This window comes from Tatumella sp. JGM91, from assembly GCF_018257575.1.
Taxonomy (GTDB): domain Bacteria; phylum Pseudomonadota; class Gammaproteobacteria; order Enterobacterales; family Enterobacteriaceae; genus Tatumella; species Tatumella punctata.
Window position 1 is genome coordinate 144,446 of the sequence record NZ_JAERJP010000001.1, and the last position, 25,398, is coordinate 169,843.

Annotated in this window: 24 protein-coding genes; 23 read left to right on the forward strand and 1 reads right to left on the reverse strand. The window is 50.8% G+C overall.

Going from position 1 to position 25,398, the window contains the following annotated elements; all coding sequences use genetic code 11:
• Positions 1–132: 132 nt before the first annotated feature.
• From JK198_RS00750 to JK198_RS00780, 7 genes are all read left to right on the forward strand, one after another.
• Entirely contained in the window at positions 133–951 is an 819-nt protein-coding gene (locus JK198_RS00750) for a DUF1722 domain-containing protein (RefSeq protein ID WP_212708392.1), read from the forward strand.
• Positions 948–2,390 (forward strand): deoxyribodipyrimidine photo-lyase, encoded by a 1,443-nt coding sequence (gene phrB, locus JK198_RS00755; RefSeq protein ID WP_212709896.1) that lies wholly within the window; start codon positions 948–950, stop codon positions 2,388–2,390. Before JK198_RS00750 ends, phrB begins: the two co-directional genes overlap by 4 nt.
• Before the next feature lie 8 nt (positions 2,391–2,398).
• The gene (locus JK198_RS00760) at positions 2,399–3,142 is read left to right on the forward strand and encodes a type 2 GTP cyclohydrolase I (RefSeq protein WP_212708390.1); all 744 of its coding nucleotides are present in this window, start codon (positions 2,399–2,401) and stop codon (positions 3,140–3,142) included.
• A gap of 275 nt (positions 3,143–3,417) precedes the next feature.
• Complete coding sequence (gene pxpB, locus JK198_RS00765; protein WP_212708389.1) at positions 3,418–4,074, forward strand: 5-oxoprolinase subunit PxpB; 657 nt, start codon at positions 3,418–3,420, stop codon at positions 4,072–4,074.
• Positions 4,068–4,997, forward strand: a complete 930-nt coding sequence (gene pxpC, locus JK198_RS00770; RefSeq protein ID WP_212708388.1) for a 5-oxoprolinase subunit PxpC — start codon at positions 4,068–4,070, stop codon at positions 4,995–4,997. The genes pxpB and pxpC overlap by 7 nt, the downstream gene beginning before the upstream one ends.
• Complete coding sequence (pxpA, locus tag JK198_RS00775) at positions 4,994–5,731, forward strand: 5-oxoprolinase subunit PxpA (protein WP_212708387.1); 738 nt, start codon at positions 4,994–4,996, stop codon at positions 5,729–5,731. Before pxpC ends, pxpA begins: the two co-directional genes overlap by 4 nt.
• A 155-nt stretch (positions 5,732–5,886) precedes the next feature.
• Positions 5,887–6,741, forward strand: a complete 855-nt coding sequence (locus JK198_RS00780; protein ID WP_212708386.1) for a shikimate dehydrogenase — start codon at positions 5,887–5,889, stop codon at positions 6,739–6,741.
• Between the two features lie 54 nt (positions 6,742–6,795).
• Here JK198_RS00780 and JK198_RS00785 read toward each other — a convergent pair whose 3' ends face one another.
• Positions 6,796–8,079 (reverse strand): citrate synthase, encoded by a 1,284-nt coding sequence (locus JK198_RS00785; RefSeq protein ID WP_212708385.1) that lies wholly within the window; start codon positions 8,077–8,079, stop codon positions 6,796–6,798.
• A 584-nt stretch (positions 8,080–8,663) separates the two neighbouring features.
• On the opposite strand from JK198_RS00785, the gene sdhC reads away from it, so the two are divergent.
• From sdhC to tolA, 16 genes are all read left to right on the forward strand, one after another.
• Positions 8,664–9,053, forward strand: a complete 390-nt coding sequence (gene sdhC, locus JK198_RS00790; protein WP_212708384.1) for a succinate dehydrogenase cytochrome b556 subunit — start codon at positions 8,664–8,666, stop codon at positions 9,051–9,053.
• Positions 9,047–9,394, forward strand: a complete 348-nt coding sequence (gene sdhD, locus JK198_RS00795) for a succinate dehydrogenase membrane anchor subunit (RefSeq protein ID WP_212708383.1) — start codon at positions 9,047–9,049, stop codon at positions 9,392–9,394. The genes sdhC and sdhD overlap by 7 nt, the downstream gene beginning before the upstream one ends.
• Positions 9,395–11,161 (forward strand): succinate dehydrogenase flavoprotein subunit, encoded by a 1,767-nt coding sequence (gene sdhA / locus JK198_RS00800; protein WP_212708382.1) that lies wholly within the window; start codon positions 9,395–9,397, stop codon positions 11,159–11,161.
• Positions 11,162–11,178: 17 nt separating this feature from the next.
• Positions 11,179–11,892: a succinate dehydrogenase iron-sulfur subunit gene (locus tag JK198_RS00805; RefSeq protein WP_212708381.1), complete on the forward strand. Its 714-nt coding sequence runs from the start codon at positions 11,179–11,181 to the stop codon at positions 11,890–11,892.
• A gap of 399 nt (positions 11,893–12,291) precedes the next feature.
• Positions 12,292–15,099, forward strand: a complete 2,808-nt coding sequence (sucA, locus tag JK198_RS00810) for a 2-oxoglutarate dehydrogenase E1 component (RefSeq protein WP_212709897.1) — start codon at positions 12,292–12,294, stop codon at positions 15,097–15,099.
• A gap of 15 nt (positions 15,100–15,114) precedes the next feature.
• Positions 15,115–16,335 carry a 2-oxoglutarate dehydrogenase complex dihydrolipoyllysine-residue succinyltransferase gene (gene odhB / locus JK198_RS00815; protein ID WP_212708379.1) on the forward strand — a complete coding sequence of 407 codons (1,221 nt, stop codon included), beginning with the start codon at positions 15,115–15,117 and terminating at the stop codon, positions 16,333–16,335.
• Between the two features lie 68 nt (positions 16,336–16,403).
• On the forward strand, positions 16,404–17,570 hold the full coding sequence (gene sucC, locus JK198_RS00820; protein WP_212708378.1) for an ADP-forming succinate--CoA ligase subunit beta: 1,167 nt from the start codon (positions 16,404–16,406) through the stop codon (positions 17,568–17,570).
• On the forward strand, positions 17,570–18,445 hold the full coding sequence (gene sucD / locus JK198_RS00825; protein WP_212708377.1) for a succinate--CoA ligase subunit alpha: 876 nt from the start codon (positions 17,570–17,572) through the stop codon (positions 18,443–18,445). The genes sucC and sucD overlap by 1 nt, the downstream gene beginning before the upstream one ends.
• A 724-nt stretch (positions 18,446–19,169) precedes the next feature.
• Positions 19,170–20,738, forward strand: coding sequence for a cytochrome ubiquinol oxidase subunit I (gene cydA, locus JK198_RS00830; protein WP_212706789.1), 1,569 nt, complete (start codon positions 19,170–19,172; stop codon positions 20,736–20,738).
• A 15-nt stretch (positions 20,739–20,753) separates the two neighbouring features.
• The gene (cydB, locus tag JK198_RS00835; protein ID WP_212706788.1) at positions 20,754–21,893 is read left to right on the forward strand and encodes a cytochrome d ubiquinol oxidase subunit II; all 1,140 of its coding nucleotides are present in this window, start codon (positions 20,754–20,756) and stop codon (positions 21,891–21,893) included.
• A 14-nt stretch (positions 21,894–21,907) separates the two neighbouring features.
• Positions 21,908–22,018 (forward strand): cytochrome bd-I oxidase subunit CydX, encoded by a 111-nt coding sequence (cydX, locus tag JK198_RS00840; RefSeq protein ID WP_212706787.1) that lies wholly within the window; start codon positions 21,908–21,910, stop codon positions 22,016–22,018.
• A complete protein-coding gene (gene ybgE / locus JK198_RS00845; RefSeq protein ID WP_212706786.1) occupies positions 22,018–22,314 on the forward strand; it encodes a cyd operon protein YbgE in 297 nt (98 codons plus the stop codon). The genes cydX and ybgE overlap by 1 nt, the downstream gene beginning before the upstream one ends.
• Before the next feature lie 283 nt (positions 22,315–22,597).
• Positions 22,598–23,002 (forward strand): tol-pal system-associated acyl-CoA thioesterase, encoded by a 405-nt coding sequence (gene ybgC, locus JK198_RS00850; RefSeq protein WP_212706785.1) that lies wholly within the window; start codon positions 22,598–22,600, stop codon positions 23,000–23,002.
• Positions 22,999–23,685 carry a Tol-Pal system protein TolQ gene (tolQ, locus tag JK198_RS00855; RefSeq protein ID WP_212706784.1) on the forward strand — a complete coding sequence of 229 codons (687 nt, stop codon included), beginning with the start codon at positions 22,999–23,001 and terminating at the stop codon, positions 23,683–23,685. Before ybgC ends, tolQ begins: the two co-directional genes overlap by 4 nt.
• Positions 23,686–23,699: 14 nt before the next feature.
• Entirely contained in the window at positions 23,700–24,128 is a 429-nt protein-coding gene (gene tolR / locus JK198_RS00860; RefSeq protein ID WP_212706783.1) for a colicin uptake protein TolR, read from the forward strand.
• A gap of 26 nt (positions 24,129–24,154) precedes the next feature.
• Positions 24,155–25,363, forward strand: a complete 1,209-nt coding sequence (gene tolA, locus JK198_RS00865) for a cell envelope integrity protein TolA (RefSeq protein WP_212715357.1) — start codon at positions 24,155–24,157, stop codon at positions 25,361–25,363.
• Positions 25,364–25,398 lie beyond the last annotated feature (35 nt).

Here is a 25,398-nt window from a genome sequence, read left to right on the forward strand (position 1 = left end):
GGCCCGGAGTTTTGAGCCAGGCAGAAGCAATAACAGTGCCATCCCCCGCGCATCCCCGCCAGGCAAGAGGACCTTTACGTGGCGCGGGACGATATTGTAAACTTGTACAAAATTCTAACAAGGTACAAGTTTATGCCTCCTTTAGTCGTCGCTGGCCTGCTGGCCGGTTCTGATTATGCCCCGGTGACTGAGCACCTGCTGATGGCATTGCCCGCCGAATGGCAACTGCTACAGCTGCCGCTGACTGAGTTGTCCGGTATGCTTCAGGACTGTGATGTGGCCCGGAGCAATACGCAGCCAAAGGCTTATTACCCTGAATTACCGGTCAGCGGCATCATTGTCAGCCGCAATGTTACTGAGTCCGGTGATGCGCTATTTTCTCCGCAACATTTGCAACGGCAGCTGGTCGATATGCCGGTCTGCAGTGAGGACGGACTTCAGGATCCTGAACAACGGCGGCTGTTTATTCAGGCAGTCAGCGCCCGTGCCGAGTTCGATGCATTGTGTGAGTCGCGGCTCAGTGCGCATCAGCTGATTCAGTTCCATAGCCGGTATAAATCGTTGTTACTGGCACACTCACAGCCGTTATATCGTCAGCTGGGGCCGCTGGTGGCAGGGATATCTGAATGGTCGTCCCTGAAAGATTTTGCCGCAGAATATCGCAGCAGGATGATGGCAATCATGTTATTACCTGACAGCCGTGCCAACCATACCAATGTCCTGATGCATATTCAGGGATATTTCAGGCCTTACCTGAGTAGCGCCCGGCGCCAGCACCTGACGGAAACTATTGAACACTATCGTTGCGGGTTACTCCCTCTTTCCGTACCGGTCACGGAATTACGTCAGTTACTGGCGGAATACCCTCATCCCTGGCTTGAATCGCAACGCTATCTGTTTCCTTATCTGCCTTCGGCGCGGAAATGTACTGAATTACAGGAGGATAAGTGAAAACACATATTGTCTGGCTGCGTGCAGATTTACGACTGCATGATAATCCTGCACTTTATGCCGCCTGCCAGGATCCTCAGGCAAGGGTCATTGCTCTGTATATTGCCACCCCGGGGCAATGGCAGCAGCATGATGTTTCTGGTCGTCAGCTGGAATTTATCCGCGACGGGCTGAAACTGCTGAGTGAAGAATTATCGGCACTCCGTATCCCGTTATTATATGCCTCTGCTGACAGTTTTACCGACAGTGTCTCCTGTCTGACAACGCTCTGTATAAAGCATCAGGCAACTCAGCTGTTTTATAATTACCAGTATGAACTCAATGAACAACGACGGGACCGGCTGGCAGAACAGCAGCTCTCCGCCAGCGGTATTATCTGTGAAGGATTTCATGACGGAACCCTGTTGCCGCCGGGCAGTGTGCTGACCGGTAAAGGGACAATGTACAATGTTTATACCCCGTTCAGTAAAGCCTTGCTGAAGGTGCTTAATACAGAGCTTCCCGAATGCTATCCGTCACCGGCAGTCAGAGAATACCCGGCTGATCTGGCCGGAGATGAGATTCCGTGCCTCAGCCCGGACAGCCAGCAATATGACCGGAAATTATTCCCGCCGGGCCACCGGGCTGCATTACAACGTTTACGCAGTTTCAGTCAGGATAAAATCCGTGATTACCACCGGCTGCGTGATTTTCCTGAGCAACCGGCAACCAGCGGGTTGTCCCCTTATCTGGCGACCGGACAAATTTCCGCCCGTCAGTGTCTGCGACGTATTGTCCATGATCATCCCCGGGCGCTGTCCGGCGGCGATGAAGGCAGCTGGCTGAATGAAATTTTCTGGCGTGAATTTTATCGCCATTTACTGGTCGCGTATCCGCAATTATGCCGGCATCAGCCGTTTACGGACTGGACGCGAAATATCCGCTGGCAGCAGAATGATGTGCAGTTTACTGCCTGGCAACAGGGCAGCACCGGGTTTCCGATAGTGGATGCCGCGATGCGGCAATTACAGGAAACGGGCTGGATGCATAATCGCCTGAGAATGATCGTTGCCAGTTTTCTGGTAAAAGATTTGCTTATCGACTGGCGGCAAGGTGAACGCTATTTTATGTCACAACTACTTGATGGCGATCTGGCGGCGAATAATGGTGGCTGGCAGTGGGCAGCGTCGACGGGTACCGATGCTGCGCCTTATTTCCGTATTTTTAATCCGCGTTTACAGGGAGAACGTTTTGACCCGCAGGGCGATTTTATCCGCCGCTGGCTGCCTGAACTGGCGGGAATACCGGGAAAAGCTATCCATGACCCCCATGAGTGGGCAAAAAAGAACCGTGTAACGCTGGCTTATCCGTTACCGATTGTCGATCATAAGCAGGCACGGCAGACTACGCTGCAGGCATTCGAAACTGCCCGTAAAGGCGGAAATTCAGTACAGGAATAAGGTTATCCATGAAAAACACCATGCTTGAAGAATTAATTAATCAGCAGCTTAACAGCCAGAGCTTCAGCGATTATGCGCCGAATGGGATGCAGGTTGAAGGCCGTCAGCAGGTCCGTAAGGTGGTGACCGGAGTAACTGCCTGCCAGGCGCTGCTCGATGAAGCTGTGCGTTTACAAGCGGACGCATTAATTGTGCACCATGGCTATTTCTGGAAAAACGAATCGCCGCTGATTAAAGGGATGAAGCGTCAGCGACTACGGACGTTATTACTGAATGACATTAATCTGTATGGCTGGCATCTGCCATTAGATGCCCACCCTGAACTGGGTAATAACGCACAACTGGCAAAACTGCTGGGCATTATCCCTGAAGGTGAAATTGCCCCTTTAGTCCCTTGCGGGCGTCTGGCTGTTCCGATGGAAGGGGAAGCATTTGCTGAACTGATCGGCCAAAAACTGGGCCGTGCGCCGCTGCATTGTGCTGATAATGCTCCTCAGACGATCCGTACTCTGGCCTGGTGTACAGGTGGCGGACAGGGCTTTATTGATGACGCGGCAGAGTATGGGGTTGATGCCTTTATCAGCGGTGAAGTTTCCGAAAAGACTATCCATGTGGCCCGTGAGTGCGGTCTGCATTTCTTTGCTGCCGGCCATCATGCCACCGAGCGTGGCGGGGTTAAAGCCCTGGGCGAGTGGCTGACTGAAACCCACGGGCTGGACGTCACATTTGTTGATATTGATAACCCTGCCTGAGGTATCACACCCGCCCGGCTATGCGGCGGAAACGGCTAAAGGTTTCCGCCATATCTCATCTTATCCCCGTTTTTCACTGCTTTTTTCTGCATAACCTCCGTAAAAAAGGTGTGTTTTGTCAGAGATAAACAACCTTAAAAGCATCCCGGATATTAAAATTATTGACATAAATCCTCCGGTTGCGGATAAGGTTATTAACGGAATGACTCCCCGTTTATCCGGCAGCCGGTAATATAACGCGGGAGTTGTTGACAGGGGATAAGTGGAGGCAGGTTGTGCAGCAACTAAGATGTTACATGCTGGGTGAACAGGCGTTAGTTCTGGAGTTGTCGGCACCATTATTGCTGGACTCACAGCAAAAAATCCGCGGGTTAACCCGGCGGTTATCTGCGCTGGAACAGGTTCAGGAAGTGGTGCCTGGCATGAATAACCTGACGGTTATGCTCCGTGAGATTCCTGCTGATCCGCTGGCCGCCCTGCGACAGCTGCGCAGTTGGTGGGATGAAAGTGATGCCGATGAGTCGGTTTCCCGCACCATCGAGATTCCGGTGGTGTATGGGGGAGATGCCGGGCCGGATCTTGCAGCGGTTGCCAGGCAATGTCAGCTGACGGCGTCGCAGGTCGTGGAACGGCACAGCGCGGTGCTATACACCGTTTATTGTATTGGTTTTCAGCCGGGGTTTCCTTATCTTGGCGGGCTGGACCCGGCGATCCATTGTCCGCGCCGTGCTGAGCCGCGGGTCTCTGTACCTGCGGGCAGTGTCGGCATTGGTGGCAGCCAGACCGGTATTTATCCGTTAGCTGCCCCGGGTGGCTGGCAGCTTATTGGCCGTACCCTGACGCCGTTGTTTTTAGCACAACGAACCCCTCCGGCACTGCTGGCGCCGGGCGACAGAGTACGTTTTGTTCCGCAAAAGGAGGGGCAATGTTAACTATTCTTCGTGCCGGTATGGCGACCTCTCTTCAGGATGCCGGCCGGCCCGGTTATCGGCAGTCAGGGATCAGCCTTGCCGGGGTTATGGATCATCCGGCAATGGAAACTGCCAATCTGCTGGCGGGTAACAGCCCTGACTGTGCTGTTTTAGAAATAACACTCGGTCAGTGCCAGTTTCGTTTTGAACGTGACAGCTGGTTCGCTCTTACGGGGGCAGGATGTGACGCTGATCTGGACGGTAAAACGGTCTGGACTGGCTGGCGGATCCCGGCGAAACGGGGGCAAATACTGACGTTAAGCAGGGCAACCCGGGGTGTGCGCAGCTATCTGGCCGTGGATGGCGGGTTCGATATTCCGCAGGTGATGGCGTCGTGCAGTACCGATTTGAAAGCGGGTTTTGGCGGCTGGCAGGGCAGGTATCTGCGTGACGGCGATATGTTACCGCTGAATCTGCCGACACATCACTTTTCCCGAAGTGTCGGTGTCAGACAATTATTGTGGGGTAACCGTATCCGGGTGTTGCCGGGGCCGGAATATCATGAGTTCAGCCGCGAGGCTCAGCAGGCATTCTGGCGTACCGGCTGGGTATTATCTCCCCAAAGTAACCGCATGGGATACCGTCTGCAGGGCCGGACGTTATCGCGGGATACATCACGTGAGTTGTTGTCTCATGCAGTGGTCCCGGGGACGGTGCAGGTCACCAATGGCGGACAACCGGTGGTACTGATGGCTGATGCCCAGACGACCGGAGGATATCCGCGTATCGGGGTTGTTATATCTGCAGATTTGTACCATCTTGCGCAGCTGAGGCCCGGTGAACCTGTTCACTTTATTCACTGTACATTAGAGCAAGCCAGGCAGGCGAAGCAACAGCAGCAGCATGCACTGGATATGATTAAATGGGGGCTTCTGGCGTCATGAAAATTGATTTAAATGCAGACCTGGGGGAAGGCGGTGATTATGACCAGCAATTACTGCAACTGGTGAGTTCCGCCAATATTGCTTGCGGTTTTCATGCCGGAGATGCACCGATGATGTTGCAGTCGGTACGCTGGGCAAAACAGTATCAGGTAAAGATTGGTGCGCACCCGTCTTTTCCTGATCGCCAAAACTTTGGCCGGACAGCCATGTCTTTACCTCCGGCAGAGATTTATGCCCAGCAGTTGTATCAGATCGGTGCGCTGCAGGCGATAGCCGCCAGCGAAGGTGTCGGGTTATTTCATGTGAAACCTCATGGCATGTTGTATAACCAGGCTGCGAATGATCGGCAACTGGCGGATGCCATTGCCCGCGCCGTGGTGGCGGCCGATCCTGCGCTGGTACTGGTCGGACTGGCAAACAGTGAGCTGATTGCCGCCGGCCGGCATTACGGGCTGACAACCCGTGAAGAAGTGTTTGCTGATCGTGGTTATACCGCATCCGGACGACTGGTGCCCCGCGGGCAGCCGGGGGATTTGCTGGCCGATGCTTCTCAGGCTATCGGGCAGACCCTGATGATGATTCAGCAAGGGCGTGTACAGGCTGTCAGTGGCGAATATGTTAACGTCAGCGCTGAGACGGTCTGCCTGCATGGTGATGGTGAACACGCGTTGGTATTCGCCCGCGAACTCAAAGACGCTTTCCGGCAACAGGATATCACTGTTTCCGCAGAATAGTGCCTGTCGGCAGGGATGCCCGATGCGGACAAGGATGTCTGCGGCAGCGGCGGAGAGTTATGTAATATTATGATTCATAATATTAACCTGACCAGGTTGACCCGCAGAGAATTCTGTCTGACCCTTAAAAGACCTACCCTGTAAAGGAGCATATCATGGCAGAACAACAAAATTTCCTGAGTGATCTTACCGGCTCTTTCTCCTCTCCCTGTAGTGAAAACCCGACGGTGGCTATGATGGAAGCGGTTTATCGCCACCAGGGCATTAATGCGCGTTATATTAACTGTGATGTCGGACAGCAACAGCTGGCAATGGCAGTGGCGGGTGCTAAAGCGATGGGCTGGCGCGGGTTTAATTGTTCAATACCCAACAAACAAACCATTATTGATTATATTGATGAGCTGGGAACCTCAGCCAGGGTTATTGGTGCAGTCAATTGTGTGATTATCCGTGACGGTAAACTGACCGGCGAGAATACGGATGGCAAGGGATTTGTCGAGGCATTGAAAGAACACATTGACCCGCGTGGAAAAAAGCTGACATTACTGGGAGCCGGTGGCGCAGCCCGGGCGATTGCGGTTGAATCAGCGCTGGCAGGCGCCAGTGAGATTACGATTATTAACCGTGACCAGCAGAAAGGACAGGCGCTGGCTGAACTGATTACGCAGCATACCCCGGCCAGGGCCAGATTTGTACACTGGACAGCGGGTATCGCCATTGATGCCGGACAGGATATTGTGGTGAATGCGACGTCAGTCGGTCTGGATGATGCTGAAGCATTACCGGATATTGATATTGAGAGCCTGAAACCCACCCAGTTTGTCGCTGATGTTATCCCTAACCCGCCGCAGACAGCTTTATTACGTAAGGCCGCAGATCAAGGCTGTCAGACACTTAACGGGCTGAATATGCTGGTAAATCAGGGAGCGCTTAATCTGGCTTACTGGTTTGATCGCCGGGCGGATAAAGCGCCGATGAAAAAAGTATTACAGCAACTCTTCACCGGCTAAGTCTGTGTTGTCACGGGGGAGATAAAAGAAGGTGCCGCAGGCACCTTCAGCAGATTATTTCTGCAGGCGGGAATGAAATTCCCGTTCACTGTACCCGGTATACAGCTGGCGCGGACGGGCAATTTTCATACCTTCTTCATGCATTTCTATCCAGTGGGATATCCAGCCGACGGTTCTTGCCATTGCGAAAATAACCGTAAACATGGAAGTCGGTATCCCCATGGCTTTCAGGATCAGACCGGAATAGAAATCGACGTTCGGATACAATTTACGCTCAATAAAATACGGGTCGTTGAGTGCAATATGTTCCAGTTCCATAGCGACTTCCAGCAGGTCGTCTTTCATGTCCAGCTCTTTCAATACTTCATGGCAGGTTTCGCGCATTACCGTGGCACGGGGATCATAGTTTTTATACACCCGGTGACCGAAGCCCATTAAGCGGAAAGAATCGTTTTTATCTTTCGCGCGGCGGATAAACTCCGGAATATGCTCGACCGTCTGTATTTCCTCCAGCATCCGTAACGTTGCTTCGTTGGCTCCCCCGTGAGCAGGTCCCCACAGAGAAGCAATACCCGCCGCGATACAGGCGAATGGGTTAGCACCCGAAGAGCCGGCGGTGCGTACCGTCGATGTTGAAGCATTCTGTTCGTGATCCGCATGCAGGATCAGGATCCTGTCCATAGCCTTTTCAAGTACCGGGTTGACCACATACTCTTCACAAGGGGTGGCAAACATCATATGCAGGAAATTCCCGGCATAGGAGAGGTCGTTACGCGGATAAATAAAGGGCTGTCCGAGGGAATACTTATAGCACATGGCGGCAACCGTCGGCATTTTCGACAGCAGACGATAAGCGGCGATATCCCGGTGGCGCTGATTATTCACATCCAGAGAGTCATGATAAAACGCAGCCAGGGCACCGGTCACACCGCACATCACTGCCATCGGATGGGAGTCGCGGCGAAAGCCATGGAACAGACGGGTAATTTGTTCATGGATCATCGTATGACGGGTGACGGTGGTTTTAAACTGTTGGTACTGCTCCGGTGTCGGGGCCTCGCCGTACAGCAAAATATAACAGACTTCCAGATAGGTGGAATGTGTCGCTAATTGTGAGATTGGGTAACCGCGATGTAACAGGATACCTTCCTCACCATCAATATACGTGATTTTCGATTCGCAGGACGCGGTGGAGGTAAACCCCGGGTCAAAAGTGTACAGGCCGCGGTTGCCCAGTGCCCGGACATCTACGACATCCTGACCCAAACTGGCTTTAAGGACATTGAGCTCTAAAGACGTTTCACCCTCAAAAGTTAACGTCACTTTCTTGTCTGTCATTCTGGTCTCCTTTAGCGTCTCACTGCAACCATCAGGAACGCCAAATTATGCGCAATATTTGCTTAAAAAAACGCACCGCTTGTTGTTTACTGCTCAGGTATTTTGCTAAAACAACCTGTGGCAGCAAACACGTCCGGATATAATTTTTCGCCTGCTACCGGCGTTGAAATAGTTCGGTAATGATTATCTAAGCGATTTGCTTCCTGTCAGTTATATATCGCAGGTATATCGGAATGTCTATCCCGAACCATGCGCGGCTATGATAACGGCTTTACACTCAGGATGTGAAATAAATGTTTATTTAATGTGAACAGTAGCGGAGGTGTCGGAAAAATTGTCTGTATCGTGATAGTGATCACTGTTCTGCCCAATTTTATCCAAACAATATGTAGGGTAATTGTAATCAGATTGTGATCATCTTATACTTTGTAAAGGTCTCCGGAATACCCTGTCGTCAGGAGTCACCCAGCGTTTTTACGCGTCATTTAACACTGGATGTTACTGTCAGAGTGGCGGGAAAATCAGCATGATAACGATTTTCACGTTCCAGCAGGACCGGAGGAAGCTAAAATAATAAAAGCTGTGTGGGCAAAACCTTGAAAAAACAAAGACCTGTCAACCTGGATCTCTCGACAATCAAGTTTCCCTTGACTGCAATAGCATCAATTCTCCACCGTATCTCCGGCGTGATTACCTTTGTCGCTATCGGAATTCTGCTGTGGTTACTTGGATTGTCTCTCTCTTCCCCCGAAGGCTTTCAACACGCATCAGCCATGCTCAATGGCCTGGTCGTCAGATTCATTCTGTGGGGCATTCTGACGGCGCTGGCTTATCATATCGCGGGTGGTATTCGTCATATGCTGATGGATTTTGGCTTCCTCGAAGAAACTCTGGCAGCCGGTAAACGTTCTGCACAGATTACTTTTACAATCACTGTTGTGCTGTCGGTTCTGGCGGGGGTTCTTGTATGGTAACTAACGTTTCTGCACTCGGCCGTAATGGTATCCATGACTGGTTATTGTTGCGTGGTGCTGCGATTGTCATCGCCCTGTATGTCCTCTATATACTCGGTTTCTTTGTTTTTACCGGTCATGTCACTTTTGATGTCTGGCGCGGTTTTTTTGCCGCAACATTTACCCGTGTATTTACTCTGCTGGCGTTATTTTCGCTTCTGATTCATGGCTGGATCGGTATGTGGCAGGTACTGACCGATTATGTCAAAAATGTAGCATTACGGCTGGTAGTGCAGGGGCTGGTGATCCTGGCGTTACTTACGTATGCGATTTACGGAACGATTATCGTGTGGGGTGTGTAAATGAGTTTGCCGGTCAGAGAATTTGATGCAGTGGTCATTGGTGCAGGTGGCGCAGGTATGCGTGCAGCACTACAGATTTCACAGTCAGGGCAAAGTTGTGCTCTGTTATCAAAAGTATTTCCAACCCGTTCCCATACGGTTTCTGCACAGGGGGGGATTACCGTTGCCCTGGGTAATACCCATGAAGATAACTGGGAATGGCATATGTATGACACTGTTAAAGGGTCAGATTATATCGGTGATCAGGATGCTATCGAATATATGTGTAAAACCGGACCGGAAGCGATTCTGGAACTGGAACATATGGGATTACCGTTCTCCCGTCTGGATGATGGCAGGGTCTATCAGCGTCCTTTTGGCGGGCAGTCGAAAAATTTCGGCGGGGAGCAGGCTGCGCGTACTGCCGCAGCGGCTGACCGTACCGGCCATGCGTTGTTACATACCCTTTATCAGCAGAACCTGAAAAATAAAACCACCATCTTTTCTGAATGGTATGCCCTGGACCTGGTGAAAAATCAGCAGGGTGCAATTGTCGGTTGTACTGCGCTCTGTATCGAAACCGGAGAAGTGGTTTATTTCAAAGCCAAAGCGACCATTCTGGCGACCGGCGGGGCGGGGCGTATTTATCAGTCAACAACCAACGCGCATATTAATACCGGTGATGGTGTGGGAATGGCCCTGCGGGCCGGAGTGCCGGTACAGGATATGGAAATGTGGCAGTTTCACCCGACAGGTATTGCCGGTGCCGGGGTGTTAGTCACGGAAGGCTGTCGTGGTGAAGGCGGATATTTGCTGAATAAACACGGTGAACGCTTTATGGAACGCTATGCACCGAACGCCAAAGATCTTGCCGGACGTGATGTGGTGGCCCGTTCTATGATGATCGAAATCCGTGAAGGCCGTGGTTGTGATGGTCCGTGGGGACCTCACCTTAAACTCAAACTTGACCATTTAGGTAAAGACGTCCTGGAATCACGTTTACCGGGGATCCTTGAACTCTCCCGGACATTTGCCCATGCGGATCCGGTGAAAGAGCCGATCCCGGTGATCCCGACCTGCCATTATATGATGGGCGGGATCCCGACCAAAGTGACGGGTCAGGCGCTGACGGTTGATGAACATGGTAATGATCAGGTCGTTCCGGGCTTGTTTGCTGTCGGTGAAATCGCCTGCGTATCAGTGCATGGCGCTAACCGGCTGGGAGGCAACTCGCTGCTTGACCTGGTGGTGTTTGGTCGTGCTGCGGGCTTGCACCTGCTGGAATCTATTCAGCAGCAGGGGCCACTGGCTGATGCGACAGAAGACGATATTAATGCTGCGCTGGCCCGCTATCAGCGCTGGGATAATAACACTACGGGTGAAGACCCGGCGGAAATCCGGAAAGCACTCCAGACCTGTATGCAGCATAACTTCTCCGTATTCCGCGAGGGGGATGCAATGGCCAAAGGGCTGGAAGAATTAAAGCATATCCGTGCCCGGCTGCAGGATGCGCGGCTTGATGACCGCTCCCCGGACTTCAACACCCAGCGTGTTGAATGTCTGGAGCTGGATAATCTGATGGAAACGGCTTATGCCACCGCAGTTGCCGCAAATTACCGTACCGAAAGCCGCGGCGCGCACAGCCGTTTCGATTTCCCTGACAGGGATGATGCGAACTGGTTATGCCACAGTCTGTATTTACCTCAGACTGAAAGTATGACGCGGCGTGAAGTCAATATGCAGCCTAAGTTACGTCCGGCGTTCCCGCCGAAAGTGCGTACTTATTAACCGGTGGAGAAAGATAAATGAAACTGGAATTTTCGCTGTACCGGTATAATCCTGAGGTTGATGATGCCCCGCGGATGCAGGATTACACCCTTAATGCAGAAGAAGGCAGTGATATGATGCTGCTGGATGCATTAATTCTGCTTAAAGAACAGGACCCCAGCTTGTCATTTCGCCGTTCCTGTCGTGAAGGGGTATGTGGTTCTGACGGTCTGAATATGAACGGGAAAAACGGTCTGGCCTGTATTACCCCGCTCTCAGCCCTGAGAGGCAAAGGTAAAATTGTCATCCGTCCGTTACCCGGGCTGCCGGTGATCCGTGATCTGGTCGTGGACATGGGGCAGTTTTATGCCCAGTACGAAAAGATTAAACCTTTCCTGCAAAATAATGACCGTAACCCGCCAGCCAGGGAAAATCTGCAGTCTCCTGATCAGCGTGCCCATCTTGATGGCCTGTATGAATGTATTCTGTGTGCCTGCTGTTCAACGTCCTGTCCGTCTTTCTGGTGGAACCCGGATAAATTTGTCGGCCCGGCGGGTTTGCTGGCGGCTTATCGTTTCCTGATTGATAGTCGTGATACAGAAACAGATGCACGTCTGGATGCACTTGATGACGCATTCAGTGTTTTCCGCTGCCACAGTATTATGAATTGTGTGAATGTTTGTCCGAAGGGGCTGAATCCTACCCGCGCGATTGGTCACATTAAATCTATGCTGCTGCAACGAGGGGCCTGATATAGATACGCCGGGAAGCATTGCTTCCCGGCAATTGACGGAAACCCTGGTAAACCTTTTCCCGGTGCGACAGACGAAAGGGTTTACAAAGGTTCCCTTGCGGGCAAAGACAGCACCATGATGTTCGCTCCGTTGAACCTGGGAGACAGTGTGACTGCTGAAGGCAATCTTGCATGTCCACAACACCCTGTTTAATGATATAAAACAAGGTGATGATGATTGCGGACAGTAGTGATGCAGGGTGAAAAATCATTCCCCGTTTAACGCCTGCAGGATGGCAGTATCAGGCAGGCAGAATTTACTGTGGAATAGTACTCATCGGCCGACGCATTGTCCCGGAACACCCGTGAAAACGGCAACAATAACTACGAAAAGCATGATAATGCACAAGGGATCACCATGCAGAACAATGCAATGAAACCCTGGCTGGATTCTTCCTGGCTGGCCGGAGCGAACCAGTCTTATATAGAACAGTTATACGAGGATTACCTTACAAGTCCTGATTCTGTAGAACCTGTCTGGCGGGAACTGTTTGAACAATTCCCTGCTGATAACCTTCGTCCGGAACAATTTCATTCAACGACCCGTGATTACTTTCGCCGTCTGGCTAAAGATTCCACCCGGTATACCTCATCGGTCACGGATCCTGAAGCGAATTCCCGGCAGGTAAAAGTATTGCAGCTGATCAATGCTTTTCGTTTTCGGGGCCATCAGCAAGCCAGCCTTGACCCGTTAGGGCTCTGGAAACAGGATCCGGTACCGGATCTTGACCCGGCATTTCATGGTCTGACGGCCGAAGATTTCGGGGAAACTTTTAATGTGGGGTCATTTGCCATTGGCAAAGACACCATGAAGCTGGCGGATCTTTATGAAGCACTGAAGCAGACATACTGCGGCTCGATTGGTGCGGAATATATGCATATTAATAACACCGAAGAAAAGCGCTGGATTCAGCAGCGTATTGAATCGGTGGCCGGACGTGCCAGCTTTACGAGCGGCGAGCGGAAAAAATTTCTGCAGGAACTGACTGCAGCCGAGGGAATTGAGAAATATCTCGGGGCAAAATTCCCGGGGGCGAAACGTTTTTCTCTGGAAGGCGGAGATGCATTAATCCCGATGTTGCGTGAAATGATCCGACATTCGGGAAAACATGGTACCCGTGAAGTGGTACTGGGTATGGCACACCGCGGGCGTCTGAATGTACTGATCAATGTACTGGGTAAGAAAACCCAGCATCTGTTTGATGAGTTTGCCGGTAAACACAAAGAATTGCTGGGCACCGGTGATGTGAAATACCACATGGGGTTTTCTTCAGATATTGAAACCGAAGGCGGGCTGGTGCATCTGGCACTGGCCTTTAACCCGTCTCATCTGGAAATTGTCAGTCCGGTAGTGATGGGGTCGGTGCGCGCCCGTTTAGATCGTCTGTCACAGCCGTCGATTGACCAGGTTTTGCCAATTACAATTCACGGTGACGCTGCGGTTACCGGTCAGGGGGTCGTGCAGGAAACCCTGAATATGTCCCAGGCCCGTGGTTATGAAGTGGGCGGAACGGTTCGTATTGTTATCAACAATCAGGTGGGCTTCACCACCTCTAATCCTCAGGATGCACGTTCAACACCTTATTGTACTGATATCGGAAAAATGGTGCTGGCACCCATTTTTCACGTGAATGCGGACGATGCGGAAGCCGTGGCATTTGTGACACGGCTGGCGCTGGATTATCGTAATACCTTTAAACGTGACGTCTTTATTGACCTGGTATGCTATCGCCGCCATGGTCATAACGAAGCGGATGAGCCAAGTGCAACCCAGCCGCTTATGTATAAAAAAATCAAAAAACATCCGACGCCCCGTAAAATTTATGCAGATCGATTGCAGAATGAAGGGGTGATCAGCAGCGCGGATGCCACAGAAATGATGAACCTGTACCGGGATGCCCTGGATTCAGGTGAATGTGTGGTAGACGAATGGCGTCCGATGACTCTCAATTCTTACACCTGGTCTCCGTACCTGAACCATGACTGGGACGAAAGCTACCCTGCAACCGTTGAGATGAAACGGTTGCAGGAGCTGGCCCGGCGTATCAGCCAGATACCTGAAGGTATTGAAGCACAGTCACGGGTACTGAAAATTTATCGTGACCGTCAGGAAATGGCCGAAGGCACCCGGCCATTCGACTGGGGCGGGGCGGAAAACCTGGCCTATGCCACGCTGGTGGATGAAGGTGTGCCTATTCGTCTGTCGGGAGAAGATACCGGACGGGGAACGTTTTTCCATCGGCATGCGGTGATCCATAATCAGATTAACGGGTCAACCTACACGCCGTTACAGCATATCCACCACGGGCAGGGAAAATTCAAAGTCTGGGATTCCGTATTGTCTGAAGAAGCGGTACTGGCTTTTGAATATGGCTATGCAACCGCAGAGCCACGTACCCTGACTATCTGGGAAGCCCAGTTTGGTGACTTCGCCAATGGTGCTCAGGTGGTTATTGACCAGTTTATCAGCTCCGGTGAGCAAAAGTGGGGACGGATGTGTGGCCTGGTCATGTTATTACCGCATGGCTATGAAGGGCAGGGGCCGGAACACTCATCCGCCCGGCTGGAACGTTATCTGCAACTCTGTGCAGAGCAGAATATGCAGGTCTGTGTCCCTTCCACGCCGGCGCAGGTCTATCATATGTTACGTCGCCAGGCCCTGCGCGGTATGCGCCGGCCACTGATTGTGATGTCCCCTAAATCCCTGTTACGTCATCCGCTGGCCGTTTCCGGGCTCGGGGAGCTGGCAGACGGACAGTTTATGCCGGCGATCGGTGAAATTGATCCGCTGAATCCGGCAAATATTCGCCGCGTAGTGATGTGTGCCGGCAAAGTCTATTACGATTTACTTGAGCAGCGCCGTAAAAATGAGCAGCAGGATGTGGCTCTCATCCGTATTGAACAGCTGTATCCTTTCCCGCATCAGGCTGTGCAGGAGATCCTGCAGTCTTATTCACATGTGACCGATTTTATCTGGTGTCAGGAAGAGCCACTGAATCAGGGTGCATGGTATTCCAGTCAGCATAATTTCCGTGAAGTTGTACCGCAGGGAGCGTCATTGCGCTATGCAGGGCGTCCGGCATCCGCCTCGCCTGCTGTCGGGTATATGTCTGTTCACCAGCAGCAGCAGCAAGCGCTGGTAAATGATGCGCTGAACGTTGATTGATTATAAGGAAAGATAATGAGTAGCTTAGATATTCTCGTTCCCGATTTGCCGGAGTCTGTTGCCGACGCCACTGTGGCTACCTGGCATAAAAAACCGGGTGACAGCGTCCGGCGCGATGAAGTGCTGGTCGAAATTGAAACCGATAAAGTGATCCTGGAAGTGCCGGCGTTTGCTGACGGGGTGCTTGAGGCGGTACTGGAAGATGAAGGGGCGACGGTAACTTCGCGCCAGTTATTAGGCCGTCTGAAAGAAGGTAACAGCAGCGGCAAAGAATCGGCGGTGAAAACCGAAGCCAAAGAATCGACCCCGGCACAACGACAGACGGCTTCGCTGGAAGAAGAATCCAGTGATGCTCTTAGCCCGGCTATCCGCCGTTTAATTGCTGAACATTCACTGGATGCTTCTCAGATTAAAGGCAGCGGGGTAGGCGGGCGTCTGACCCGTGAAGATGTTGAAAAATATCTGGCCGGACAGAAGACCGCCCCTCTGCCTGCTGCCGCAGCAACAGTAACAGCAGAGCAACCGGCACTGAGCAACCGCAGTGAAAAACGGGTACCGATGACCCGGTTACGTAAGCGGGTGGCCGAACGTTTGCTGGAAGCGAAAAACAGCACTGCCATGCTGACAACGTTTAACGAAGTGAACATGCAACCGATTATGGATCTCCGTAAACAGTATGGTGAAGCGTTCGAAAAACGTCACGGCGTACGGCTCGGGTTTATGTCTTTTTACCTTAAAGCGGTTGTGGAGGCACTGAAACGCTATCCGGAAGTCAATGCTTCCATCGATGGTGATGATGTGGTCTACCATAACTACTTTGATGTCAGCATTGCCGTGTCTACCCCGCGCGGTCTGGTCACCCCGGTGCTGCGTGATGTCGATGCCCTGAGCATGGCCGCGATCGAGAAGAAAATTAAAGAGCTGGCGATTAAAGGCCGTGACGGAAAACTGACGGTTGAAGAACTGACGGGCGGTAATTTCACGATTACCAATGGCGGAGTCTTTGGCTCTCTGATGTCGACGCCGATCATTAACCCGCCACAGAGCGCGATCCTCGGTATGCATGCGATAAAAGATCGACCAATGGCCGTCAATGGTCAGGTAGTAATCCTGCCGATGATGTACCTGGCATTGTCTTATGATCATCGTTTGATCGATGGCCGTGAATCCGTGGGTTATCTGGTCGCGATTAAAGAGCTGCTGGAAGATCCGGCCCGCTTGTTACTGGATGTCTGATTTTTAGCCGGGCGTTCCTGAGGGGCGCCTGTTTTTTATTCTTTTCAGAACTGAATGGATAGAACATCATGAATCTACATGAATATCAGGCAAAACAACTGTTTGCCCGGTACGGCTTACCTGCCCCTACAGGGTATGCCTGTACAACCCCGCGTGAAGCGGAAGAAGCCGCATCGAAGATCGGAGCCGGGCCCTGGGTCGTGAAATGTCAGGTCCATGCCGGTGGTCGCGGTAAAGCCGGTGGTGTGAAGGTTGTGCACAATAAAGAAGACATTGGTGCGTTTGCTGAACAGTGGCTGGGTAACAAACTGGTTACCTATCAGACAGATGCTGATGGTCAGCCAGTCAATCAGATTCTGGTCGAAGCGGCGACTGATATTGATAAAGAATTATATCTGGGTGCGGTCGTTGATCGCAGCAGCCGCCGTGTGGTCTTTATGGCTTCGACGGAAGGTGGTGTGGAAATAGAGAAAGTCGCGGAAGAAACGCCTCATCTGATCCACAAAATGGCCATTGATCCATTGACCGGACCGATGCCGTACCAGGGCCGTGAACTGGCATTTAAACTTGGCCTGCAAGGCCGGCAGGTGAGCCAGTTTGCGAAAATTTTTATGGGACTGGCAACTCTCTTCCTTGAGCGGGACCTGGCGCTGGTGGAAATCAACCCGCTGGTGATAACTACCGCGGGGGAACTGGTGTGTCTGGACGGTAAACTGAGTATTGATAGTAATGCGTTATTCCGTCAGCCTGAACTGCGGGAAATGCATGACCCAAGCCAGGAAGATGCCCGTGAAGCCAGTGCTGCACAATGGGAGCTGAATTACGTAGCTCTGGAAGGCAATATTGGTTGCATGGTCAATGGTGCCGGCCTGGCGATGGGAACCATGGATATTGTTAAGCACCACGGCGGTCAGCCGGCGAACTTCCTTGATGTGGGCGGTGGTGCGACTAAAGAACGCGTTACCGAAGCATTTAAAATTATTTTGTCGGATGATGCGGTCAGTGCGGTTTTTGTGAATATTTTCGGTGGTATTGTCCGCTGCGATTTGATCGCCGACGGTATTATCGGTGCGGTTGAAGAAGTCGGCGTTAATGTCCCGGTAGTGGTCCGTCTGGAAGGCAATAATGCGGAGAAAGGGGCGAAAAAACTGGCCGAAAGTGGTTTAAATATTATTGCAGCAACCAGTCTCACTGACGCGGCTCAGCGTGTAGTGGCTGCAGCGGAGGGCAAATAATGTCAATTCTGATCGACAAAAATACCAAAGTTATTTGCCAGGGATTTACTGGCGGGCAGGGGACATTTCACTCTGAACAGGCGATTGCTTATGGTACGCAAATGGTGGGCGGAGTCACGCCGGGTAAAGGCGGGACCACGCACCTTGGCCTGCCGGTATTCAATACCGTACGTGAAGCGGTAGAGCATACCGGAGCGACAGCCTCGGTTATTTATGTGCCGGCACCGTTCTGCAAAGACAGTATCCTTGAAGCTATCGATGCCGGGATTAAACTGATTATTACTATCACTGAAGGTATCCCGACGCTGGATATGCTGACGGTTAAAGTCAAACTAGATGAAGCCGGTGTGCGGATGATTGGCCCGAACTGCCCGGGGGTGATTACTCCGGGAGAATGTAAAATCGGTATTATGCCAGGTCATATCCATCTGCCGGGTCGCATCGGGATTGTCTCTCGTTCAGGGACACTGACTTATGAAGCTGTTAAGCAAACCACAGATATTGGCTATGGACAGTCAACCTGCGTGGGTATTGGCGGAGACCCGATTCCAGGCTCAAACTTTATTGATATTCTGGCATTGTTTGAACAGGATCCGCAGACCGAGGCGATTGTGATGATTGGTGAAATTGGCGGGAGTGCAGAAGAGGAAGCAGCCGCTTATATCAGTCAGCATGTGACCAAACCGGTCGTCAGCTACATTGCCGGTGTGACTGCACCAAAAGGTAAACGTATGGGGCATGCCGGCGCGATTATTGCCGGGGGGAAAGGGACTGCAGATGAGAAATTTGCAGCTCTTGAAGCTGCCGGAGTTAAAACGGTTCACAGCCTCGCAGAGATCGGTGAGGCTGTGAAATCGGTATTACCTGCCCGCTGATCTCCTTCGGCTCTGATTAAACCACTGCCAGCCGGCGGTGGTTTTTTTTCCCCTATAGCAGAGGTCAGTGAATGACAAACAATCTTCAACGACTAACACGCTGTAATAATGGGATAAATACAATTATTCTTTTTATTATGATTTATTTTGTTATTTAAATATCATTAAACTGTAAATAATACATATCCTGATTCACTATCATGTACTACGCTTACTTTAATGCATGTTATAAATGCATAGGTTAACTGACATGAAGTCTGGTTTTCAATAATCTTGTATTGTTCATCGTTCTGTCTCTGCCTGTAATCACGGATATCTATTGATATCGTTACAGGGTCATTTACATATCAAAAAGTTTATCGACAAATAACGACTTAGATCAATAAATCATGGCTTATATCTATTTTATCTGCTGGATATAAATAAGGATTTTAGATTAAATTGTCTTACGTCAATTTGGGTTTTTTCTGTTGTTTTTCCTGTTATTAAAAAGTTGATAAAGATCACTGGTGTGAGTCCTGACAGTACAGTGATAGTCAGAGGAATGACAGGTATCAGACCCTGATTAGCGGATACAAACGTTTGATTATCAATAATCGGTCAATTTTCTGTCAACACAACGAAGTACAATTTACCGGTACCGTTAACGGCTTATTCTCTGAAGTCCGGAAGCAACCCAATGTTATCTGAAGAGAATTTTTATTAAAAAGAGCAAGGAGTCAGGATGTTAGATATCGTCGAACTGTCTCGTCTACAGTTTGCCTTGACTGCAATGTACCACTTTCTGTTTGTGCCACTGACGCTCGGTATGGCGTTTCTGCTGGCAATTATGGAAACCGTATATGTGCTGAGCGGTAAACAAATTTATAAAGATATGACTAAGTTCTGGGGGAAATTATTTGGTATTAACTTTGCCCTCGGGGTCGCTACCGGCCTGACAATGGAGTTTCAGTTCGGGACTAACTGGTCATACTATTCCCACTATGTCGGAGATATTTTCGGAGCGCCGCTGGCCATCGAAGGTCTGATGGCATTTTTCCTTGAGTCCACCTTTGTCGGTCTGTTCTTTTTCGGCTGGGATCGTCTGGGCAAGGTTCAGCATCTTTCGGTCACCTGGCTGGTTGCCCTGGGTTCCAATATGTCCGCCTTATGGATCCTGGTGGCCAATGGCTGGATGCAAAATCCGGTAGCCTCTGAATTTAACTATGAAACCATGCGTATGGAGATGGTCAGTTTCTCCGAATTAGTCCTTAATCCGGTAGCGCAGGTTAAATTTGTTCATACGGTTGCCGCAGGTTATACCACCGGGGCGATGTTTATTCTGGGTATCAGCGCGTACTACTTACTGAAAGGCCGGGATACTGCATTTGCCAAACGCTCGTTTGCTATCGCTGCCAGTTTTGGTATGGCTGCCGTGTTGTCCGTTATTCTGCTTGGCGATGAATCAGGCTACGAGATGGGGGATGTACAGAAAACCAAGCTGGCTGCGATAGAAGCTGAATGGGAAACTCAGCCGGCACCCGCTTCATTCACTCTGTTTGCTATTCCGGACCAGAAGACTGAAAAAAATAACTACTCGATTCAAATCCCTTATCTGCTCGGATTAATTGCCACGCGCTCTCTTGATACCCCGGTTCTCGGGTTAAAAGACTTACTGGCGCAGCATGAAATTCGTATTCGTAACGGGATGAAAGCCTATGGATTGCTGAATGAGTTGCGCAACGGCAACCAGGATCCGGCGGTACGTACCGCATTCGACCAAACCAAAAAAGATCTGGGTTATGGATTGCTGCTGAAACGTTACACACCGGATGTGACCAATGCGACAGAAGCTCAGATTGCGAAGGCGACCAAAGACTCTATCCCTGAAGTAGCACCGCTCTATTTTGCCTTCCGCATCATGGTGCTTTGCGGAGTGCTGCTGCTGGCGATTATTGCGCTTTCTTTCTGGAGTGTGCTGCGCAACCGGATTGGCAAATGCCGCTGGTTACTCAAAGCTGCATTACTCGGTATTCCGTTACCCTGGATCGCGGTTGAGTCAGGCTGGTTTGTGGCCGAATATGGTCGTCAGCCATGGGCTATCGGTGAGGTATTACCGACTGCTGTGGCAAACTCTTCCCTGACAGCAGGCGACCTGCTGTTTTCCATGGGCCTGATTTGTGGTTTATACACGTTGTTCCTGATTGCAGAGATGTACCTGATGTTCAAATTTGCTCGTCTCGGACCCAGCAGTCTGAAAACAGGTCGCTATCATCATGAACAATTGCCAGCAACCACTCAGTCGGCACGATAATTCAGGAGAGCACACATGTTTGATTATGAAGTATTGCGCTTTGTCTGGTGGCTGCTGATCGGGGTTCTGTTTATCGGGTTTGCAGTGACCGATGGTTTCGATATGGGGGTAGGGATGCTCTGCCGGATTATCGGAAAAACAGATACTGAACGCCGGATAATGATTAACAGTATTGCCCCCCATTGGGACGGTAACCAGGTCTGGCTGATTACTGCCGGTGGTGCGCTGTTTGCCGCCTGGCCGACCGTTTATGCGGCCGCCTTTTCCGGATTTTATATTGCGATGATTCTGGTGCTGGCCTCATTGTTCTTCCGGCCGATCGGTTTTGATTATCGTTCAAAACTGGCTGACAGCCGCTGGAGAGGAATGTGGGACTGGGGGATTTTCATCGGCAGCTTTGTTCCGCCGCTGGTAATAGGTGTGGCATTTGGTAACCTGCTGCAGGGTGTTCCTTTCCACATGGATGAGTATCTGCGCCTGTTTTATACGGGTAATTTCTTTATGCTGCTGAATCCGTTTGCCCTGTTAGCCGGCATTGTCAGTCTGACGATGATCCTGACTCAGGGAGCGGCCTATCTGCAGATGCGTACTGCCGGTGAATTGTATCTGCGCAGCCGCAGTATGACGCAGGTTACAGCACTGGTGATGCTGGTATGCTTTGTTGTGGCGGGCATCTGGATTGCTTATGGTATTGATGGCTATGTAGTGAAAAGTGTAATCGATCGTCACGCCGCCTCGGATCCTCTTGGTAAAGATGTTATCCGTGAAAGTGGTGCATGGCTGGTAAACTTTAAACAGTCGCCGGTGTTATGGTTGTTCCCGGTGCTGGGGGCAGTACTGCCGTTGCTGACAATACTCACTACCCGTCTCAACAAAGGCGCCTGGGCATTTGTATTCTCTTCCCTGACCATTGCCTGCGTTATTATGACTGCCGGTATTGCTATGTTCCCGTTCATCATGCCATCGGACACTAATCCTGGTATGAGTCTGACCATGTGGGATGCGACCTCCAGCAAGCTGACTCTGACCACTATGACGTTTGCGGCGATTATCTTTGTGCCTTTGATCCTGGCATATACCGCCTGGTGTTATTACAAAATGTACGGACGGATCACTAAAGATGATATCGACCGTAATACCCATTCACTGTATTAAAAGAGAGGTCAACCATGTGGTATTTTGCCTGGATTCTTGGCACGCTGTTGGCTTGTTCCTTCGGGATCATGACTGCACTGGCATTAGAGAATGGCAGTAAAGATAATCAGGATGAACAGGCCTGATGCAGCGGATGGTCAGCAGGATTTATGACCTGACCGGTAAGGCCCCTTTACGGGGCCTTTCACTGATCGCCGGTTTGCTGGTTGCAGGTTGTGTTCTCTGGGATCCCACCCGTTTTTCACTGTCCTCAAAAACGCTGAGTCTGTGGTGGGGGATATTACTCATCTGGGCGGTGTGTAGCAGTGTGATACACGGCAGTGGTTTTCGTCTCCGTACAATGCTCTGGCAGATAGTGTTTAATCCTCTTTTTGCCTGGATTATTTTATTGTCTGCGATCATTTGCTTCTACAGCGCCTGAATCCGTATTTCCCTCCTTTTTTCTGACGATCAATCCCAATAAATCATTTTCTCCCGCAGGTTATCCTGCGAGAGGAGATGAAATTATTACCGTATATGCAAATTTTTCTGCTGTGACTGTACGCAGAGAGTAAAAAATCTTAAGAGTTTGTCATATTTATCCCCCTCAGAGGCGAGGGGTGTTTCCGCGGAAATAATTATTTTCACAGGTCAGTATTGTCCCATTCCAAAGCCGATTTCAGTTGCGTATAGTATGCTGGTTTAACTTAATACCGGGATACAGGGTGAGTAACTTACTGTTTCGTTGGCCGGTCAGGGTCTATTACGAAGACACTGATGCCGGAGGTGTGGTGTACCACGCCAGCTACATTGCTTTTTATGAACGGGCACGAACCGAAATGTTGCGTCAGTGCGGCTTTACGCAGCAAACGCTGTTAGAGCAGCAGACCGCTTTTGTGGTACGGCGTATGACGGTCGATTACATTGCGGCAGCCCGGCTTGATGACTTACTGCACATTGAGAGTGAAGTCAGCGATATGGGGCGGGCAACCATGACTTTTCGTCAACGCATGCTAAATTCAGAGGGCAGGCTGATTAATGAAGCTGAAGTTCTTATTGCCTGTATCAACACTCATCGTATGAAGCCGATTGCGCTTCCTAAGTCCATTGTCGCGGAGTTCAAGCAGTGACTGATATGAACATCCTTGATTTGTTCCTGAAGGCAAGCCTTCTGGTCAAATTCATTATGTTGATTTTGATTGGTTTTTCCATCGTATCCTGGGCCATCATTATTCAGCGTACCCGTATTTTAAATGCGGCAAACCGTGAAGCCGAAGCCTTCGAAGATAAGTTCTGGTCAGGTGTCGACTTATCCCGTTTATACCAGGAAAGTCAGGGGCGCCGTGAGGAACTGAATGGTTCAGAGCAGATTTTCTACGCAGGATTTAAAGAGTTTGCCCGGCTGCACCGTGCCAATGTACATGCGCCGGAAGCTGTTGTTGAAGGTGCCAGCCGTGCGATGCGTATTTCGATGAACCGTGAACTGGAAAATCTTGAAAACCATATTCCTTTCCTCGGTACGGTGGGATCTATCAGCCCGTATATCGGTCTGTTTGGTACCGTGTGGGGGATTATGCACGCCTTTATCGCTCTGGGTGCAGTGAAGCAGGCGACTTTACAAATGGTTGCGCCCGGCATTGCGGAAGCACTGATTGCGACAGCAATTGGTTTATTTGCGGCAATACCTGCGGTTATGGCTTATAACCGTCTGAACCAGCGGGTGAATAAGCTGGAACAGGGTTACGATAACTTCACCGAAGAGTTTACCGCAATCCTGCATCGCCAGGCATTTACCAGCGAAAGCCCTAAGTAAGCAGAGGTTGACTCATGGCCAGAACGCGTGGTCGCGCTCGTCGTGACCTGAAGTCAGAGATAAATATTGTACCGCTGCTGGATGTATTGCTGGTGTTGTTACTGATTTTTATGGCAACAGCACCGATTATTACCCAGAGTGTCAATGTGGATCTGCCGGATGCTACCGATTCTAAAACAGTGTCTGCTGATGATAACCCACCGGTGATTTTAGAAGTCTCAGGTGTCGGACAATATACTATTGTTGAAGATCATCAACGGTTAGAACAACTGCCGCCGGAACAGATTATCAGTGAGGCGCAGCACCGTCTGGAAGCGAATCCGAAAAGTATATTTTTGATCGGCGGGGCAAAAGATGTGCCTTACGATGAAATAATTAAAGCACTGAATTTACTTCATCAGGCAGGTGTTAAGTCTGTCGGTCTGATGACCAAACCGATTTAATTATCATCTGTTTTTGGGAACCAATAGTGTCGAAGGCAACCGAACAAAACGATAAGTTAAAGCGCTCAATGATGATATCCGTCGCCTTGCATGTTCTGGTGGTCGGGGTGCTTATCCTTAGCTCGTTTGACGAAAATATTGAACCCAGCGGTGGTGGCGGGGGAAGCGACATTGATGCGGTCATGGTAGATCCTGGCGCTGTCGTTGAACAATACAACCGCGATAATGCCCAGCAGTCTCAGCAGCAGGCTGCCGCAAAACAGGCACAGCAACAGTCTGATAAGCAAGCCGATACTGATGCAGAAGCCAAAGCACAGGCAGACCAGCAGGCGAAAGCCGCTGCAGCAGAAGCCAAAGCACAGGCAGAACAGCAGGCGAAAGCCGCTGCAGCAGAAGCCAAAGCACAGGCAGAACAGCAGGCGAAAGCCGCTGCGGCAGAGGCCAAAGCACAGGCAGAACAGCAGGCGAAAGCCGCTGCGGCAGAGGCCAAAGCACAGGCAGAACAGCAGGCGAAAGCCGCTGCGGCAGAAGCTAAAGCACAGGCAGATCAGCAGGCGAAAGCTGCTGCGGCAGAAGCCAAAGCGAAGGCAGTAGCGGAAGCGAAGCAGAAAGCTGAGGCAGAAGCGAAAGCGAAGGCAGCAGCGGAAGCGAAGCAGAAGGCTGAGGCAGAAGCGAAAGCGAAGGCAGAAGCGGAAGCGAAGCAGAAGGCTGAGGCAGAAGCGAAAGCGAAGGCAGTAGCGGAAGCGAAGCAGAAGGCTGAAGCAGAAGCGAAAGCGAAGGCAGCAGCGGAAGCGAAACAGAAAGCAGCGGCAGAAGCGAAAGCCAAAGCCGCCGCGGCAGCCAGACAAAGCAGTGAAGTTGATAATTTACTGGGGGGGCTGGCGTCAGGGAAAAATGCGCCCAAAGCAGGAAAAAATGCAGGGACCTCTGCAGCTGGTCAGGGAACACAGAAGAAATCCGGAGCATCAGGTGCGGCGATTGAAAGTTATATCGGTCAGGTACAGGGTGCTATTCAGAGCAAGTTCTATGACTCTGATAACTATACAGGGCAAACCTGTAATGTCCGGATAAAACTGATGCCAGACGGGACGCTGATTTCTGCGGTGTCGGCGGGAGGCGATACGGCGTTATGCCAGGCGGCGATTACGGCGGCTAAACTGGCACGTATTCCGAAACCACCAAGTCAGGATGTCTGGCAGGCGGTAAAAGATGCAACACTGGTATTTAAGCCTTAACTGTGTCGCGGAATAAAAGAACGACTATGCTGTCA